This window comes from Bacteroides sp. AF25-38AC (genome assembly GCF_003602995.1).
Classification (GTDB): Bacteria; Bacteroidota; Bacteroidia; order Bacteroidales; family Bacteroidaceae; genus Bacteroides; species Bacteroides uniformis.
Map to the genome: position 1 here is coordinate 20939 of NZ_QTMD01000011.1, position 576 is coordinate 21514.

At 36.8% G+C, this 576-nt stretch carries 1 pseudogene; it reads right to left on the reverse strand.

Annotated features, from left to right (window positions below):
- Positions 1 to 432 precede the first annotated feature (432 nt).
- A pseudogene (locus DWY55_RS22320) lies at positions 433 to 576 on the reverse strand (site-specific integrase); the annotation flags it as partial.

Genomic DNA, 576 nt, shown 5'->3' on the forward strand with positions numbered 1-576 from the left:
TGAAAACTTTAAATTTATAAATTTAAAAAAATAAAAAGTGAATAATCTCTCATTTTGAATCCCTTTCGCATACTTCTTTTGTTACTAAGTATTCCGTTACTTCGCAGGTAATGAAATCTTGTTAATTCCATTAATAATCAAGGAATAAGGATAAAATAGGTTGGGTTTGTTCAAAATAGTAAAAATCAGCCCGTTAGGATATTGGAAAGAGGATTGAAAGTCCAGAAAAGTGACAGTGGGAAAGTGATGAAATGAGGCTTTCAAAGAATGAAAGTGTGTATTTTTCAGTTCAAAAGGTTGAATGACAGTATATTGATAGCACCGATTGGAGCTCCGTAAAGACAACGCCATTCCGTTCCTCAAAACTCATTTTGAAGACTCCGGAAAATGCGCAACAAATCTATTCTATCCTATCAAAAGAAGTAACGTTTTTTATACTGTACACGCTCCGCTTCTTACAAAAGAAATTACCCTCTGGTTGGCCTCGTCAATCTTTCTGTTGCTGAAAGGCTTCAGATAGGTTTCCGTCACCGTGATGGAGGAGTGCCCCATGGCTTCCGATATGATTCCGGGGTG